Genomic DNA, 16434 nt, shown 5'->3' on the forward strand with positions numbered 1-16434 from the left:
GTGGCCACATAGGCCCCGTTCATAGGGGTTGCCCCTCCGTGGTGATAACAACAGCCAAGCTAGGTTTGCACGTTTCCAGCCGCACCAAATCAATTTTGAAGGATGAGATATCTTGCAGCTTGGCTACGGCGGTAAAGTAGTCCAGTGGATCCAGCCCCCGCACCGCCAGGTCAATATCCGAGGATAGGTGAAACCGCTCCCGATGCAGCAACGACCCAAAGAGAATCACCTCACGGGCCTGAAAGTCTTGCTTGAGCAAGGTCTTGGTAGATTGCACCACCTGACTGGCCACCTCATATCGTTGGGCAAGGCGCAGGTGTTCGGCTTGTTGGCGCAGGGCCAAGTTGCGTCTAAAAACCGCCATTTCCTCTGGGCTCACGGGTTTCAATGGATTTATCCCCCAGGTAGGTGCTATTTTGGCGAGTACGCGAGACTCTGAGGTCGTCAGTTGCATGGACAAAGCGTAATCTGTGCGGGACAACGGGATACATGACGCTCAAACTAGCGCATCCCAACGTCTAAGGGAAGTCGTGCAGATACCTCCTACCGCCGACCAAAAATACGCATGAGGGGGCAGGAAAAATCCGGCAACAGATGCGAAGTCAGGCTGTCCGATGCTTGTAGGGTCATTGCCAGGGTCAGCACCGCCTGATCGCGACGGTAGACCTGAACCTGTTGCAGGGTGTTATCCACGATCCAATACTCTTGTACCCCCTGCTGGGAATACAGCTTGAGCTTGAGTTGTCTATCCCGCTGCTCGTCTTTTTTCCCGAGGGACAGCACCTCCACCACTAGTTCTGGTGCTCCGGTTAGGTGTTCAGCCTCATCCATCAGCGCCTCTAATCGCTCGTTGCTGGCCCACACCACATCAGGAATCACATTGTCTTCATCAGTGAAAATAATGCCGGGGTTAATGGCTGCTCGCCCCAGATCGGTATCTTGGCACCAGCTATCTAGGGCCGCAAAAATTCGACCCGTCACTTCCTGATGACTCCATCGCGGTGCCCTCGTCACGATTAGTTCTCCATCAATAATCTCGTAGCGCTTGCCATCGTCGGGAAACAGGTCTAGGTCTGCCGAAGTCCATCGAACGCGATTGGTTGCAGAAGTCATCACGGAAGCCTCAATCCTTGGGCTGTTTTTACCATAGCGAAGAACCTCCAGACCGAGCCTATCCAATGGGGCCAACATCACCAAATCGGATCACTGGCGGGTTAACGTTCCCCTTAACTTACCGCTTAAGTTACCCAATCTTCCCTGGTGAATGGAGGGCGGCGAGGCGATAGTGGATTCATCGGCAGGAAATGCCGAAAGCCCTTGCCCCCAGAACCTTTCGGAGGTTGTTATGATTCACCACATTTCGATTTCGGCTAAAAATCCGCGCCATGTGGCCAACGTGTTGGCGGAACTTTTTCAGGGCAGCGTGATGCCCTTTCCGCCCCTGGAGGGAGCCTACGTGGTCATGGCTAAGGATAAGCATGGCACCATGATTGAGGTCTATCCCCTGGGCAGCGAGATTATGCCCGGTCAGGGTTTGGAGGAAGCCAGTTTTTGCCGCAATGCCCATCCTTACCACTTCACCTCAGTCCATGCGGCGATCTCGGTGCCCGTGAGCCAAGCCGCCCTGGAGACCATTGCCCAGCGAGAAGGCTGGCGAGTGCTGCCCTGTGCTCGCGATGGCCTGTTTAACCTGGTGGAATTTTGGGTAGAAAACCGCGTCATGCTGGAGCTGCTGCCCCCGGTGATGGCCAAGGGCTACCTCCAGGCCATGAGCCCCGCCAATCTGGAAGCCCTGGCCCAGCAGCTCGCAGGCGTGGCCGGACGCAGCTAAGTTACGCCACTCGTTAACGCCGCTCGTTGACGCCGCCAACTTTCGCCACCCAGTCACGACCGATTTTTGCGCTCGCCGCCCCAGTGCCTCCATTGGGGCCTATTCCTCGCGCCCATCAACAGGCCCATGGTTCACCGACTCAGTTCACCGAACCTAGTTCACCGACTTGGAGATTCCCCCTATGCAAGTCACTTCATCTCATTCCCAACCTTCCTATCCCGAACCTTCTCATTCCCAACCTCATTCCAAACCTCGCCGCCGATTTCACCGCTGGCTGTGGCTGGGTCTTCCGGCGGGAACCATCACCGCCACGACCCTGGGCCTGCTGATTGCCATCGGCACTGGCCCCGCTGGTGGGGTGCGCGTCACCAGCAATTTGGAACCCTACGCCGTTGCCTACCTGCACAACCATGATCTGATCACCTCGGATGAAACCGTCATCGCCTACTACGATGCCACCATTACCCTCAACGGTCGCGAAGCCGCCATCTTGACCAATCGCCGCCTGATCTACCATCGCCCATCGCACACCACCAGCCTCCCCCTCGACCAAATTGCCTACATTCACCACGACACCGACCACTGGATCGGCGACATCATCCAGGTCGTTGCCCATTCTGGGGAAATCATGGTGATTGAAATTGCTCCTCTCAACGATGGCCCCCGGTTTTTGGCCGCCCTAGAAAACCAGGTGGCACGGGTTAAGGCTCAGTCCTATACGGCCCCTGCGCCCAATGCCGCCCAGTTCACGCCCTAGCGACTCTGCATCAGTCTCAGTCTCGCCCTAGCTCCATGCCCCATTCCCTAGGGCGAGGAGACCTCGCCCCTACCGCCCGACTCCCGACTCCCGATTCCAGATTCCAGAGGTTCCTATGAAAAGCCCGCTCAAACTCCTGACGGCCACCCTCGCCACCGCCGCCCTCGCCCTAATGGCTCCTCCCCCGGTGGAGGCCCAGTTCACGAACCCCTACACCTTCAGCACCTGGAACAACCCCATTTCCAGTTCCGCCGATACGGCCATCATGAACCGGGCCTTCCAGCGGATGCTGGGGAATGACGCCAGCGGATACAGCGGATCAGGGCGGGCAGAACCCCAGGCTCCTGTGGTGTCTGCGCCCCTGAGTGCTAGTGCCTTTCGTCCAGTGGGTGGCCACATCATGCCCCAGCGGCTGGCGGCAGACGCCGCCCTTAGCCCGGTTGAACAGCGGGAACTGACCGCCCTCTACAGCAGCCTGCTGGATTTCTACCACGATTGGCTAACCCAGGAGGGTGAACAACGCCTGCAAAACAACGTGGCAGGGGCGATGATGTACCTGCTGCTGACGAGCCACTACCTACTCAACGACGGTGAGGAAGTCAGTCAAGCGGAACAAGACGCCATCCTCTATGACCTTAATGATGCGCTGGCCGATGATCTCACCTTTCAAACCCTTAGCCCTCAGGCCAAGCAGGAGATTTACGAAACCCTGGTGATTTCTGCGGCCCTGCCCCTCGCCCTCTATTTTGAAGGCTACGAAACGGGCGACGCGGATCTCGTCTTCCAAGCCCAGCAGATGATCGAAGCCACCTTGGTAGCAGTGCTGACGGGTGAGGCAGGCGTCTTCAACGGGATATGACGTGGCTCTACAGATTTAGCCATGAACTCTAGTGCTAGGGTCGATAGAATCCCCGGAAAGAGCACCCTCTGGGCCGTGGAGCAGTTGGTTGAGCCCCGCCCGATACAGTCCTTTGGGAGCCGCAACGGGATCGACGCAGGTCTGTAAAAACAGCCCGGTGCCGAAGGAGGTGATCACCCAGGCGAGGTGATTCGGCGGCATGGGCATGGGGGTTTGGGTGGTACGGTAGTGGGTTTCCAGCAGGTGAGCCAGCACCTCGTAGGCTCGGCGGTAGCGCTGGGCCAGCTTTTCGCGGGCGGATTCATGGCGCATGGCGTAGAGGAAGAATTCGATGGTGAGCAGGTTGAGGGTGCGGTTTTCCGTCAGTTCTCGTTCAAACTCGGCTTCCCACACCGCTAGATCGAGGCCGTCGCCCAGCTTCTCGATTTCCACCGCCAGGTATTGATCAATCAGGGCCAGAAACAGGTCTTCCTTGCTGGCGAAGTTGGAGTAGACCGCCCCCTTGGAGTAGCCCGCCGCCTCGGCAACGTCCTCCACCGATGCGCCGTTGAAGCCCCGCTCGGCAAACACCTGGGCGGCGGCGGTAAGCAGGCGTTCGCGGGTTTGTTGACGACTTTCTTCCCGGCTGAGGCGAGGCTTGGGCATGGCTAATGTTTCCGTTCGCAACGGCACCGGGGCAAACCCCAGCACCACCGATATACTTGAAATTGAAATACCGTTCGGTATTTAGATTTCGACTAGTCTTTATTGTACTGGGGAAAATCACGCCATGATCGCCCCGTCCCCCGCCGCCCCTCCAGTTCCCCCGAATGCGCCAGCCCTGTTCCACGGTCGGCAGATCACCAAGACCTACCAAATGGGCGAAGTGGCCGTCCATGCCCTGCGCCAGGTGGATATCGACCTCTATGAAGGGGAATTTGTGGTGCTGCTGGGGCCATCGGGCAGCGGCAAATCCACTCTGCTGAATATCCTGGGCGGGCTGGATGTGCCCACCAGCGGCGAGGTGTTTTTCAAAAATCAAAACCTGACCGCCGGGGGCGACCGTCTGCTCACCCGCTTTCGCCGCGAGTCCATTGGCTTCATCTTCCAGTTCTACAACCTCATCCCCAGCCTCACCGCCAAGGAAAACGTCGCCCTCGTCACCGACATCGCCCCCCACCCGATGCGGCCTGAGGTGGCCCTAGATTTAGTGGATCTGGGGGATCGCCTCGACCACTTTCCCTCCCAACTTTCCGGTGGCCAACAGCAGCGGGTGGCCATCGCCCGCGCCATCGCCAAACGGCCCGAAGTCCTCTTCTGCGACGAACCCACTGGAGCCCTCGACTTCTCCACCGGGAAGCTGGTGCTGGAGGTGCTGGCCCGCGTCAACCAAGAACTGGGCACCACCGTGGTGATCATCACCCACAACGCCGGAATTGGGGCCATGGGGGATCGCGTCATCACCATGCGCGACGGCCAGATCCACTCCGTGGAGCACAACCAGCGGCGGGCCAAGCCGGAGGAGTTGGAATGGTGACTTGGCAAGGTAAAAGGCAAAAGGCAAAAGGCAAAAGGCAAAAGGCAAAATTTTGAACTTTGAACTTTGAACTTTGAATTCCCCTCCCCCCATGCGCTCCCTCCACCGCAAACTCCTCCGCGATCTCCGCACCCTGCGCGGCCAGGTGATCGCCATCGTGCTAATCGTGGCCTGCGGCATTGCCAGCATGGTGACCATGACCAGCACCTACCAGTCGTTGCTGTTGTCCCAAGAGCAGTACTACAGCCAGTACCGCTTTGCGGAGGTGTTTGGGCAACTGCGGCGGGCACCGGAGGGGGTGATGGCGCAGATTCGGGAGATTCCGGGGGTGGGGCAGGCGCAATCGCGGGTGGTGGAGACGGTCACTTTGGATGTGCCGGGGCTGGAGGATCCGGCCACCGGACGGTTGATTTCCCTGCCGGAGCAGCGCCAGCCCGTACTGAACGACACTGCCCTCCAGTCGGGCCGCTATTTCCAGCCCGGTCGCGCCAACGAGGTGATCGCCAGTCCGGCCTTTGTGGCGGCGAACCATCTGGCCCTGGGGGATACCCTCAGCGCCGTGATCAATGGCCGCTGGCAGGAGTTGCGGATTGTCGGTACGGCCCTGTCGCCGGAGTATGTCTACGAGATTAGCGGCACCGAGCTGCTGCCCGACAGCCAGCGGTTTGGGGTGTTTTGGATGGGGCGGGAAGCCCTGGCCACCGCCTTTGACCTGAACGGGGCCTTCAACGACGTGGTGCTGACCCTGACACCGGGGGTGAATCCGCAGGCGGTGATCTTTCGCCTCGACCAGATCCTGGCTCCCTACGGCGGACTGGGGGCCTACGGGCGCGAGAACCAGGTCTCCCATCGGTTTCTGGAGGAGGATTTGCAGGGGCTTCAGGTGATGGCGCTGATTCTGCCAGTGATCTTCCTGGGCATTGCCGCCTTTTTGCTGAATATGGTGCTGGCCCGCCTGGTCAGCACCCAGCGGGATCAGATTGCGGTGCTCAAGGCCTTTGGCTACCGCAACACCGAGGTGGGGCTGCACTTTTTGCAGTTGGTGCTGGTGGTGGTGGCCCTGGGGGCGGCGGTGGGCATTGGTCTGGGCCGCTGGCTGGGGGCGAGTTTCACCGAGTTCTATACCCAGTACTACCAGTTCCCCTCGGTGCAGTACCGGGCGGGGTTGGGGCTGATGCTGGGGGCGGGGGCGGTGAGTGGAATCGCGGCGCTCATCGGCGCGTTTAATGCCGTGCGCGGGGTGGTGGCCCTGCCCCCAGCCGAGGCCATGCGGCCCGAACCTCCGGCCAGCTTTCGGCCCACCCTGGTGGAGCGGCTGGGGTTGCAGCGCTGGCTGTCTCCCGCCGGACGAATCATCCTGCGCAACCTGGAGCGGCGGCCCTGGCAAGCCCTGCTGGCCATCGTCGGCATTGCCCTGGCGGTGGCCATTCTGGTGGTGGGGGGCTACTTCGGTAATGCCATCGACCACATTATGACGGTGCAGTTCAACACCGTGCAGCGGGAAGACCTCACCCTCACCTTCGCCCAGCCCCTCTCAGGCCGAGTCCGCCACGACCTGGCCCAACTGCCGGGGGTGCTGCGGGTGGAGCCATTTCGGGCGGTGCCTGTGCGGCTGCGGTACGAACAGCGATCGCGCCTGGGAGCCATCACCGGACTTTCGACCCCCAGCACCCTGCGCCAACTGATCGACACCAACCTGCAATCGGTGCCCCTACCCAGCGATGGCCTGGTGCTCAGCCAAACCCTGGCGGAGCTATTACAGGTGCAGGTGGGGGATGCCCTGACGGTGGAGGTGCTGGAGGGAGCCCGCCCCACCCGGTCGGTACCCGTGGCCGGACTGGTGGACGAACTGGTGGGCCTGTCCGCCTACATGGAGGTGAACGCCCTCAACGCCCTGATGCAGGAGGCCCCAAGCTACTCCGGGGCCTACCTGCGGGTGGATCCCGAAGCCCTGCCCAGCCTCTACCGCCAGCTTAAGCGCACCCCCGCCATCGCCAGCGTCGCCCAGCGCCAAACCGCCCTAGAGCAGTTCAACGAAACCGTCGGGGCCACCTCCGGAGCCATGAACGCCGTGCTGATGCTGTTTGCCACCATCATCTCCGCCGGGGTGATCTATAACGCCGCCCGCATTGCCCTCTCCGAACGCAGCCGCGAACTGGCCACCCTGCGCATCATCGGCTTCACCCAGCGGGAAATCGCCTTCATTCTGCTGGGGGAACAGGGGGCGCTCACCCTAGCGGCGGTGCCCCTGGGCTGGGTACTGGGCTACGCCATGGCCTGGGCCTTAAGCGAATTTGCCGTCGCCGACTCAGAGCTATTTCGCCTACCCTTCGTGATCCAGCCCGCCAGCTACCTCTTTGCCCTACTGGTGACGGTGGTAGCCGCCCTCGGCTCCGGCCTCCTCATCGCCCGCCAACTCCAAGGACTGGACTTGATTGCCGTCTTGAAAACGAGGGAGTGATGGGGATAAGGGGTGAGATTTTGAACTTCGCACTTTGAACCTTGAATTTTGCATTTTGAATTTTGAACTTTGACCGTCACAAGGAGATCCCCATGACCAGCACCCTCTCCACCCCCAACACCGACGCCAAACCTCGCCGCCTTCCCCGCTGGTCGCGCCGGGGGCTTTATGTCCTAGGAGGATTGGGACTCGCCGCCTTGGTGGGCTATGCCCTGCGGCCCCAGTCGCTGGCCGTGGATCTGGCCACGGTGGAGCGGGGCGAGTTGCAGGTGACGGTGAACGCCGAGGGCCGCACGCGGGTGCGGGATCGCTACACCATTGCCGCCGCCGTGGATGGCGAACTCCAGCGCATTGACCTGCGGGCGGGGGATATCGTAGAAGCCGGGGCGGTGATTGCCCGTCTCGACCCGCTGCCCCTGAGCAGCCGAGTGGAGGCCACCCAGGCCCGCCGCCGCTCGGTGGAAGCCCAACTGGCCGGGGTGGAGACCCAGCGGCCCAAGCCCGAAGCCCTGGCCCAGGCGGAGACCCGCATTCGGGTCGCCCAGGCCGCCCAGGCCCAGGCCCAGGCCCAGGTGAGCGAAGCCCAGGCCGCCCTGGTGCAGGCAGAGCGTGATCGCGACCGCATGGCCACCCTGGAAAGTCGGGGGGCAATTGCTCGCCAGGAGCTAGAGGCGATGGAACTGGCCGTCACCCAGCGGCAGCAGGCCCTCGCCACCGCCCGCCAGCAGGTCAACACCGCCCAGGCCGATGTCCAGGCCGCCCAGGCCAACCTGGCGCAAATCACCGCCGAACAGCAGGATCCCGACTATTTGCTAGCGGTATACCGGGGAGAACTCGCCGCCCTGGATGCCGAACTGGCCAACCTAGCCGACAACGCCCGCCGTGCCACCATTGCCGCCCCCGCCGCCGGACGGGTGCTGACGGTACTGGAGCCTAGCGCCCGGTTTGTGGCCGCAGGCACGCCCCTGCTCACCCTTGGCGATCCCAACAGCCTGGAACTGGTGATCGACATCCTGTCCACCGATGCGGTGCGGGTGTCCCCCGGCAACCCCGTCTACCTAGAGCGCTGGGGTGGTGAGGAAACCCTGCAAGCCACCGTGCGCCAGGTAGAGCCTGCCGCCTTCACTGAGGTCTCGGCCCTGGGGGTAGAGGAGCAGCGGGTGAATGTGATCGCCGACTTGACCGACCCCGCCGCCGCCCTGGGGGACGGCTTTCGGGTGGATGCGCGGATCGTAGTGTGGCAGAGTGACGATGTGCTGACGGTGCCCATCAGCGCCCTGTTTCGCTGCGATACGGACTGGTGTGCCTTTGTGAAGGACAATGGTCGCGCCCAGCGGCGACCGATCACCATCGGCCCCCGCAGCGACTTCGAGGCGGTGGTGGAATCGGGGCTGACCGAGGGTGATCAGGTGATTCTCTACCCTGGCGACCAGATCGAGTCGGGGGTGAGGGTGCAGAGTAGACCTGGCCACAACTGACCCTAGGATGCCGTCGTTCGCAACAGGCTGTGGTCTTTCCAGCATTGGCTCCTTCATGTCTCACCTTTCCTAGGGGTATTGACCCCCTCTGAAAATGTAAGATCCAGCGCTTTTTGGCCTAGTGAGGCACACGCAAATTGCTGAAATGCCTGCCATCTCAACGAAAGCGGTCAGAGTGACCTGACTTGTCCCTGGACGAACTCGTCAAGCTAGTCTGTTCATGATCGAATTGACTATAGTGATTAGGCGTGATCGCCTGCACCAACCGAAACCCCACATGGGTAGTACCGGTATCCACCGCTTGAGATTCGCGGGCGGCGGGGCGATAGCGACTGCAATAGTTTTTGGCGCAGAGGTAGGAACCACCTTTGATAACGTGGGTAGCTCCATCCTGGGGCTTTTTAGGGTCGTAGCTGGCGGCTTGAGCGGGGCCAGTGGGGTCGAGCTGATGGGCGAGGTCGTCGTGGTAGACAGTGAACCAGCTAGAGGTAAGTTCCCACACGTTGCCCGCCATGTCGTAGAGGCCGTAGCCATTGGGCGGGTAGGACATCACCGGAGCCGTGCCCAAATGTCCATCGGCCCTGGTATTAAAAAAAGGAAAAAGCCCCTGCCAGGTGTTGGCCTGTTTGGCAGAATACTGCTCGCCCCAAGTGTAGGTCCAGCCCGATTTCCCGCCACGGGCAGCATATTCCCACTGGGCCTCGGTGGGCAGTTGGCGACCCACCCAGGCGGCGTAGGCTTCGGCATCTTCGTAGGCGATGTGGACGACGGGGTGATTCTCCTTGCCTTGCAGGTCGCTGGCTGGGCCAAAGGGATGTTGCCAGTTGGCCCCCGGTGTCCAGTGCCACCAGCTTAGGTAGGCCACCTGCTGAAGCCCCTCCTCCGGCGGCTGAAAGACGAGGGAACCCGGTGCTCGTTCGCCTTCAGACAGGTCAGGAAATTCTGCCTTCGAGAGGGGCCGCTCCGCCACCGTCACATAGCCTGTCGCCGCCACAAAGGCCGCAAACTGGTCGTTCGTCACCTCATGGGGTTCGATACAAAAACTGCTGACGGACACATCCGCCGCAATTTTTTCCTCCACAAAATCCGAGTCTTCATCGCCCATGGTAAACGTGCCGCCAGGGATGAAAACCATGTCGCTAGGGCAGGGGGATGCCTCCGCTAAGGCTGGGAAAGGCCAATAGAACAGTGAACCAACCAGAATCCACAAAGGAAAAAATTGCTTAAAAAACATAAAGCCGTTTCGTAGGGTGCATTCGTGAAGCAATGCACCTAATGAAATCGGTGCAGAGCGCATCTATTTAGGTAAAAAGTGTCAAGACAATTCCGTTAGTGAATTGCTCTTGTTTTGGGCTTTTCCCTCACCCCCAGCCCCTCTCCCAGGAGGGGGAGGGGAGTTGGAAGGGTAGAGCTTTAACGAGATCCCAGGGTGCTTCAGATTACTGACTATGAATGACCGCCTACTTCAATTCAGAACCCTGGGATCTGAGCCTACGCCGGATTATCCATCGCTTTCGTTTGCCGCTTTGCCCAAACGTTGTAGGGCAAAGCCGTCACCGCCCCGATCACCACGTAGGCGATCACCGTGGGGATGGCATTTCCGGCCCCGTTGGCGGCGAGGAGGAAGAGGGCCATTCCGGCGTTGCGGGCGATGGTTCCGGTGGCGATGGCGGATCGCACGGAAATCTCAGGCCCACCGAGGACGTGACCACAGGCGAGGCCGAAGATCACAATCAGCGGAATCGCCACTAAGCCGCGCCACGCAATGGTGGGCAGCACCACGATGCTGATGCCGAGGGCAAACACCAGCAGCACCGCAAATAGCGTACTGGCAATGGTCGCCAGCAGTTGGCCCACGTTTTCCGCTTGTTCGCCGCTGAATTTTCGTAGGGCGAGCCCCAGCCCCAAGGGCAAAACCTGGGCAAGGAGCACCTGCTTGGCAATGGCCAGATAGTCGGCACTGGCATCAATGGGGGCAAACAGTTGGGTCAGCACCCACAGCGTCAGCGGCGTGGTGACAATCGCCAGTAGCGCCAGGGTCACTTGCAGGCTAATGGCCACGTTGGGGTTGCCGCCCGCCATGGAGGCCCGCCGAGACAGGAGCGGTGCCCCCGGTGCCGCCGCCAACACGCCCAAGCCCAAGGCCACCCGACCCACTCCTGAATGCCCACCGCTGAGCACCAGATAGCCAATCACCGCCGCCCCCACCGGGAACAGCACCAGGGTGGCCAGCAGGGATCGCCCCAAGAGGTTGGGCTGCTGCCATAGGGTGACAAGGCTACTAGGCGAGGTTTGCGCCCCCAGGCTGAGCATCAAAATGAAGATAATCAGGGCCGCCAGGGTGGTGATGACGCGGCTGTTGAGGGTGAACACCTCCGCCATTTGCACGCCTCCCACCACTAGGGGAATGAAGGCGGCGAGGCCCAAAAACAGCAGCACCGTGGCCACCACCAAACCCTGCGACCAGGTGGGGCCATACTTGTAGTTCTTGGATTCAATGGTTTTCAGCATCGTCCAGTGGTTGATGATGGCCATCACCAGCGTTACCAAGCCCAGTGTCATCAAACTTAGCCCCAGCACCCGTTCCTCGGTGAGGCGGTTGATGCCAGCGGCGGTTTCGGTGCGATCTAGGTAGGTGAACAGGCGGTCGATGCCAAAGCCAAAGCTAATCATCGACAGCGCTGTGCGGATCCAGGCCATCAAGGTACGTTCTTCGGCGGCGCGGGTGCGTTCCTTCGCCAGTTCGGTGCGTAATTCAGCCAGGTCAGTCCGTTCGATGGACAACCCGGTGCGTTTTTCGGCTAGTTCCGTGCGCTGTTCCGCCAGTTCGGTACGATTCTCAGCCAGTTCCGTGCGCTTTTCGGCCATGACCGTGCGCTGCATGGCCAGTTCGTTGTTGTTGGGTAGGGGAGATGGGGGTTCAGTGGAGGACATGGGGAGTGGGGGTTAGTTGACTAGGGGACTAATCAGAATGCCGAGGAAGGCGATGGCTCCGAGTCCTGTGAGGACGTAGGCGACCACCAGGGACGGGGACTGGCGGGACTGGTAAATTAGGTCATTGCGCTGGATGCGTTTGAGTTGGTGCTGGTGGTCGAGGGCGGCGAACAGCATGGCAAAGGTGCCCAGGGCCACAAAGGACAGGCCCAAAATGCGCGACAGGCGAAACGGATTAACGACATCGCCCAAGGCTTCGTGAATGGCGGCGACGATGCGCTCAATACCAAAGCCAAAGCCAATCAGGGCCAGGGAGGTGCGAATCCAGGCCATCAGGGTGCGTTCTTCGGCGGCGCGGTTGCGTTCTTTGGCAAGTTCGGTGGCGGGGTTGGGTTCGGTCATAGGGGGACGGACGGATGAGGGTAATTTTGAACTTTGAATTTTGAATTTTAGATCGTTAAAAATTGGGCTATTCTCAAAACCAATAGAAATATCCTCACGGGTAAGGGAGAACAGGAGGTATGACAGAGTCAGCACCCAAAAAGCCTATCAATCCGACGAATGAGCTGGCTAAGGAACGCAATCGGGCGGCGGCAGAACGGACGATCAATGCTTGGCTGGGAATCTGCCTGAGCCTAATTGGTTTTGGTATCGCCTTTGACCAAATTTTTCGTAGCTTGAGAGAGCGGTTTCCTGACATGAATGCCGCCATCACTCGAAACACAGCGACGCTGATTGGCATGGGGTTTGTGGGGGTGGGTTTGGTGTTGTTAAGCATTGCTTTAGTGCAACATCGGCTGGCTATCAAAAGTATCGAACATCCCAATTATGTAATGCTGTCGGTGAGGACGTTTAATCGGTTGGTTGTGATCGGTATCATCATTCTTAGCTTTGCAGGTTTGGTAGCCACCTTGTTTTTAATTTAGGAGAGGTTTGAAATGTCTTGGTGTTCGCGAGTAGGTATCCAAAATTATGGTTAAAATGCATTTTTACTGCGCCCAATGCCCTCACGCAAGACAGCAATAGGGTTGAGCGCAGTCGAAACCCGGAGCAAAACTTAATTTTAATTTAGCCATTCTACTTAGCGAAGTTTGGGATCCCCCTAAATCCCCCTTATGAAGGGGGACTTTTACCCCCCTTTGCAAGGGGGGCAGGGGGGATCGACAGTCACTTTTAATATGGGCATTGCCCACCCTAGGCATCGTTATAACCATAGCTTTCCTCCTAGCCAGAGAAAGGCAAGGATACCTACAACCAGAACCAATAAACCTGTAAGACCCCCTAATGCACGGCGGGGAGTATAGCGATAGACGGGGGCTTTAAGTCGCTGCATTTCGCCTTGATAATCGCGGATGGCCAGGGCGAGAGTAACCACGCCTAACCCTACCAAAACCAAGCTCAGGAGATAGGCCCAGGTGTCAATAAAACGACCGCTGAGGGCAATGGCGCTAACGACTTGATCAACCCCCACACCAATCCCAATGAGGGTGAGACTGGTGCGGGAAAAGGACAGCAGGGATCGATCCGCTGCTAGGTGATTACGTTCGCGGGCAAGTTCATCTTGGGGGGTGAAATCGGGGATGGAGCTAGTCATGGCTAGAAGGAGGAGGAAGGGGGGCATCTTTGGGAATTTCCATAAAGTCTAGGGGGCTATCCAGCATATAGAGGGGAGGATAGTTGTGGGCAATGGCTTTTTCTCGAAATTCTAGCTGAGCTTCCATTTCCTTATTCAAAAAGTAGTTCAAAAAGGTGCGAATGATAGCAATGACTGAAAGGCGAATGAGGGCTTCGTTAGTGGGCGCAATAGCCGTACTCAGGATGTCGGCTCCGAGTTGAAATTCTAGGGCAAGGGCGAGCCAAAGGCCAAATTTTAGCCGGATTTGAATAAAGGGAAGGACGATGCGATGGCGGTGTTTGAGGATTTTGAGCGTCAGTCGAGCGGTGACAATAATCCCGATAAAAATACAAATCACCCCTAGGGCTTCCAGGATGGTTTCGCCAAGTTTGGCCAGATTGAAGGAGAAGGTTTCGATCACCTCTAACCAGGACATGGGCTAATCTCCTTGGGGGGATAAATTGCGGGATGGTGTGGATTGGGCGATGACTTGCGAGCGCTCCCAATCTTGCACCGCTTCGAGAGATTGACCCGTGGTTTCGATGCGGAAACGGTAGGTGATCAAGGCCGCTAGGATACAAATTATTGCTAACCCCACTAGTAGCGGTGGAATGCCCCAGGACTTAGCAAAAATTGGTAATACAAAGGTGCCCAAAACGGCCCCCGCCTTGGCAAAAGCTGCCGCAAATCCGGCCCCGGTGGCCCGCAGGTGGGTGGGGAACACTTCACCGGACAGCAAAAAGGTGGTGGCATTGGGGCCAGCGTTCATCATCAGGTTGAACACCAAAAAACCCGCTAACACCAGCGCTGTTTCGACCCCGCTGCCGGATACTACTAATCCAGAAGTTGCTAACAAGAGTAGTCCTATTGCCATACCAATAAAACCGACGATTTGCAACCGCATTCGTCCCCAGCGTTCAACCAAAAACACGGCACTCAGGAAGCCGACAATCAAAAATACATCCACAAGGGCTGCACCTTGCGCGGCATTCATTTCTCGCACCAGAAAGTCGGTTTCGGTGGCAAAGGCCAGTTTGGCGATGATCACCGGGGTAAAAATGCCGATGCCGTAGGTGGCGATGTCTTGCAAAAACCAGGGCAGCGAGGCCAGTAGGGTGCTGCGGCGATGGGTGGGGGCAAAGAGGGTGGCAAAGGTGGCCGATTCGGTTTCTGGGAGCGGTTCGTCCTCGGCGGTGAGGGTGATAGGTTCGCCTAAAAGCTGGCTGGCCGCTGCGGAGGCTTCGGCATACTCTCCTCGGCTAATGTGGTAACGGGGGCTTTCGAGTTGCACCGCCAGCCGCACCGCTGCGACGATCACCGCCAAAAACACCCCCACCCCCAGCATCCACCGCCACGCATACTGCACCGCCATGGGTTCTGGGTCGGGATAGATCACCTGGAACAGATAGATGATCGCCACCCCGGTCAGCGCTCCGGCCATGGCCCCCACTGCCTGAAAGGTGAAAGCTCCAATCACCAAGCGCCCCCGGTAGCGGGCGGGCACGTTTTCGGTGATGTAGGCGACGCTGATGGGATAGTCGGCCCCGATAGCCACGCCGACTAAAAAGCGAAAGGCAATCAAAGAGGCGGCATTCCAGGCCAACGCTGTCCCCGCCGTGGCCACCACAAACAGCGCCACGTCCACAATCAGCATCGGCTTGCGGCCCACCCGGTCGGTGATTGGCCCCAGGGTGAGCGACCCCACCAGGGAACCCACCACCGCCGCCGTGGCCACCGCCCCAACGGTGACGGCATCCAGGCCAAAATCTCGCTTGAGAAAGGGCAGAGCGACGCCGATGACAAAAAAATCAAAGCCATCTAGGGCAATTAGCCCCGCCGACAGCAGCCACAGCAGCCCCATAGCGCGGGTGAGGCTCGCGTTATCGAGCCGTTGTTCAAAGGATGCAGAAGAGACCGTCGCCGTCATGGATTTTCCTCTATTTCCTCCGCCGCAGAATTTGGAGGACGAATACCTAAATTTCAAGGGTCAGAATCATGACCCGAATGCTCAAAATAGCCTGCATCATCTCCAGCGGAGACGGCAGTAATGGCCCCCAACGGGCCTGATCTAACCCAGGGGTAGATGATCGGAGCGGTGAGTATAGCTGGCCGTCAGAATGTGAAGGCTGACCAGCAGCACCCACAGGGGAAACAGCAGCGTGACCCAGCCCAAGCTGTTGATGTAGCCCATTCTAAACAGCATGACGGCGGCGAACCCATAGCCCAACCAGGCCGTCCAGCGGGGAATCACCCCCGTCCGCAAAAACAGGGTGCAGCTAGAAATCATAAACACCCCAGCCATGCGAATGCCGTAGGTGCTGAGGGTTTCGCGGGCGACGCTATGGCCCAGGTCGTAGACCGCGAGTAGCTCGGATTCGGGGAAGCGGCTGGTGAGCAAAAGCAGGCTCCCCGCCACCGCTGAGCTAACAAACAGCATGGCCACAAACAGCAGACCGCTGCCAAAGAAAACCGTGGAAAAAAACTGGTCTTCCCGTTCCCCCAGCAGGTCGCGCACCACCCCCATAAACCACAGGAAGGCAATGCCCGCAAAGGGCACCAAGTTCAGGGACAGCAGCACAGCGGGCGTTTGGCTCAGCAATCCAGTCTCATTCAGGGGCGTGGGCGGGGTCGCCAGCAGGATCAGCACCAGACTGATGATCAGCAACACCGAAAACAAAATACCCGCAATGGCGGCGGCCTTGGGGGCTCTTAGGCGAGTGCGGGGGAGCAGAGGGCTATCTGAGGTCATGGGTATTCCCTAAGGGGGGCGTAGGGGGGAGGCCGTCATGGGGGTAGCTAAGCTTGCGGAATCGGTAAATGACAAAATCCCTGTCGCCCTCACCCCCAGCCCCTCTCCCAGGAGGGAGAGGGGAGCCGAAAGTCCTTCAAAGTCCCTCTCCCAAGTTGGGAGAGGGATTTAGGGTGAGGGCCAATCTTGGCAACCAAGATCCCAGGGTGCTTTGGTATGGCCACAATCTCAGAT

The 16434-nt window shown here is 59.2% G+C and carries 17 protein-coding genes; 7 read left to right on the top strand and 10 right to left on the bottom strand.

Translation table 11 applies throughout. The annotated features are described in order from the left end of the window. Positions 1-19 precede the first annotated feature (19 nt). Positions 20-364, bottom strand: coding sequence for a nucleotidyltransferase family protein (locus GFS31_RS20090; protein ID WP_198808487.1), 345 nt, complete (start codon positions 362-364; stop codon positions 20-22). Positions 365-543: 179 nt separating this feature from the next. Beyond that, positions 544-1113, bottom strand: a complete 570-nt coding sequence (locus GFS31_RS20095) for a Uma2 family endonuclease (protein ID WP_198808488.1) — start codon at positions 1111-1113, stop codon at positions 544-546. A gap of 232 nt (positions 1114-1345) precedes the next feature. Between GFS31_RS20095 and GFS31_RS20100 the strand changes: the two genes are divergently transcribed. The 3 genes from GFS31_RS20100 (at position 1346) to GFS31_RS20110 (ending at position 3447) form a co-directional block, all read left to right on the top strand. Continuing rightward, positions 1346-1831 carry a hypothetical protein gene (locus tag GFS31_RS20100; protein WP_198808489.1) on the top strand — a complete coding sequence of 162 codons (486 nt, stop codon included), beginning with the start codon at positions 1346-1348 and terminating at the stop codon, positions 1829-1831. 181 nt (positions 1832-2012) lie between these two features. Continuing rightward, a complete protein-coding gene (locus GFS31_RS20105) occupies positions 2013-2588 on the top strand; it encodes a PH domain-containing protein (protein WP_198808490.1) in 576 nt (191 codons plus the stop codon). A 115-nt stretch (positions 2589-2703) separates the two neighbouring features. Next, positions 2704-3447, top strand: a complete 744-nt coding sequence (locus GFS31_RS20110) for a DUF6683 family protein (RefSeq protein ID WP_198808491.1) — start codon at positions 2704-2706, stop codon at positions 3445-3447. Positions 3448-3462: 15 nt separating this feature from the next. Here the strand turns inward: GFS31_RS20110 and GFS31_RS20115 are convergent, their stop codons facing one another. Continuing rightward, positions 3463-4092, bottom strand: a complete 630-nt coding sequence (locus tag GFS31_RS20115; RefSeq protein WP_198808492.1) for a TetR/AcrR family transcriptional regulator — start codon at positions 4090-4092, stop codon at positions 3463-3465. A gap of 124 nt (positions 4093-4216) precedes the next feature. Here GFS31_RS20115 and GFS31_RS20120 point away from each other — a divergent pair, with 124 nt between their 5' ends. The 3 genes from GFS31_RS20120 to GFS31_RS20130 all read left to right on the top strand — a co-directional run bounded on the left by GFS31_RS20120 (position 4217) and on the right by GFS31_RS20130 (position 8902). Then, positions 4217-4963 (top strand): ABC transporter ATP-binding protein, encoded by a 747-nt coding sequence (locus GFS31_RS20120; protein WP_198808493.1) that lies wholly within the window; start codon positions 4217-4219, stop codon positions 4961-4963. 91 nt (positions 4964-5054) lie between these two features. Further along, positions 5055-7424, top strand: a complete 2370-nt coding sequence (locus tag GFS31_RS20125; protein ID WP_198808551.1) for an ABC transporter permease — start codon at positions 5055-5057, stop codon at positions 7422-7424. 92 nt (positions 7425-7516) lie between these two features. Continuing rightward, on the top strand, positions 7517-8902 hold the full coding sequence (locus GFS31_RS20130; protein WP_198808494.1) for an efflux RND transporter periplasmic adaptor subunit: 1386 nt from the start codon (positions 7517-7519) through the stop codon (positions 8900-8902). Positions 8903-9059: 157 nt separating this feature from the next. On the opposite strand, the gene GFS31_RS20135 is transcribed toward GFS31_RS20130, so the two are convergent. The 3 genes from GFS31_RS20135 to GFS31_RS20145 all read right to left on the bottom strand — a co-directional run bounded on the left by GFS31_RS20135 (position 9060) and on the right by GFS31_RS20145 (position 12238). Continuing rightward, positions 9060-10136: a formylglycine-generating enzyme family protein gene (locus GFS31_RS20135; protein WP_410503873.1), complete on the bottom strand. Its 1077-nt coding sequence runs from the start codon at positions 10134-10136 to the stop codon at positions 9060-9062. A 257-nt stretch (positions 10137-10393) separates the two neighbouring features. Beyond that, complete coding sequence (locus GFS31_RS20140; RefSeq protein ID WP_225907736.1) at positions 10394-11836, bottom strand: DUF202 domain-containing protein; 1443 nt, start codon at positions 11834-11836, stop codon at positions 10394-10396. 12 nt (positions 11837-11848) lie between these two features. Further along, on the bottom strand, positions 11849-12238 hold the full coding sequence (locus tag GFS31_RS20145) for a YidH family protein (RefSeq protein ID WP_198808496.1): 390 nt from the start codon (positions 12236-12238) through the stop codon (positions 11849-11851). 119 nt (positions 12239-12357) lie between these two features. Here GFS31_RS20145 and GFS31_RS20150 point away from each other — a divergent pair, with 119 nt between their 5' ends. Then, the gene (locus tag GFS31_RS20150) at positions 12358-12762 is read left to right on the top strand and encodes a YidH family protein (RefSeq protein WP_198808497.1); all 405 of its coding nucleotides are present in this window, start codon (positions 12358-12360) and stop codon (positions 12760-12762) included. A 278-nt stretch (positions 12763-13040) separates the two neighbouring features. Here GFS31_RS20150 and GFS31_RS20155 read toward each other — a convergent pair whose 3' ends face one another. The 4 genes from GFS31_RS20155 to GFS31_RS20170 form a co-directional block, all read right to left on the bottom strand. Then, positions 13041-13430: a DUF202 domain-containing protein gene (locus GFS31_RS20155; RefSeq protein WP_198808498.1), complete on the bottom strand. Its 390-nt coding sequence runs from the start codon at positions 13428-13430 to the stop codon at positions 13041-13043. After that, positions 13423-13887 (bottom strand): DUF1622 domain-containing protein, encoded by a 465-nt coding sequence (locus GFS31_RS20160; protein WP_198808499.1) that lies wholly within the window; start codon positions 13885-13887, stop codon positions 13423-13425. The genes GFS31_RS20155 and GFS31_RS20160 overlap by 8 nt, the downstream gene beginning before the upstream one ends. Positions 13888-13890: 3 nt before the next feature. Next, complete coding sequence (locus GFS31_RS20165) at positions 13891-15378, bottom strand: MFS transporter (RefSeq protein ID WP_198808500.1); 1488 nt, start codon at positions 15376-15378, stop codon at positions 13891-13893. A gap of 141 nt (positions 15379-15519) precedes the next feature. Beyond that, positions 15520-16200 (bottom strand): hypothetical protein, encoded by a 681-nt coding sequence (locus GFS31_RS20170; protein ID WP_198808501.1) that lies wholly within the window; start codon positions 16198-16200, stop codon positions 15520-15522. Between the last annotated feature and the right edge of the window lie 234 nt (positions 16201-16434).

Origin of the sequence: Leptolyngbya sp. BL0902, assembly GCF_016403105.1 — a bacterium.
Lineage (GTDB): Bacteria > Cyanobacteriota > Cyanobacteriia > Phormidesmidales > Phormidesmidaceae > Nodosilinea.